Annotated in this window: 1 rRNA gene; it reads right to left on the bottom strand. The window is 55.7% G+C overall.

The features are described 5' to 3' along the window. Nucleotides 1-110 (bottom strand): 16S ribosomal RNA (locus QSK20_RS32000); the annotation flags it as partial. Nucleotides 111-289: the final 179 nt, after the last annotated feature.

The raw sequence follows: 289 nt of genomic DNA on the forward strand, positions 1-289 counted from the left end.
TTACTCACCCGTTCGCCGCTCGAGTACCCCGAAGGGCCTTTCCGCTCGACTTGCATGTGTTAAGCACGCCGCCAGCGTTCGTCCTGAGCCAGGATCAAACTCTCCAACAAAAACTTGTTGAACAATCGTCCCGGCAACAAAGTGTTGCCAAAGGAATCCCCGCCAGCCAGACATCAAGCCCGACCAGCACGGGGTATAACTTAATTGGCACTGGCTTATCAAGCACCCTGTTGAGTTCTCAAAGAACAACCACACACCATCCGGCAACCCCCTCAGGGGCCCCATCCGG

The organism is Micromonospora sp. NBRC 101691 (assembly GCF_030269285.1).
GTDB classification, from domain to species: domain Bacteria; phylum Actinomycetota; class Actinomycetes; order Mycobacteriales; family Micromonosporaceae; genus Micromonospora; species Micromonospora echinospora.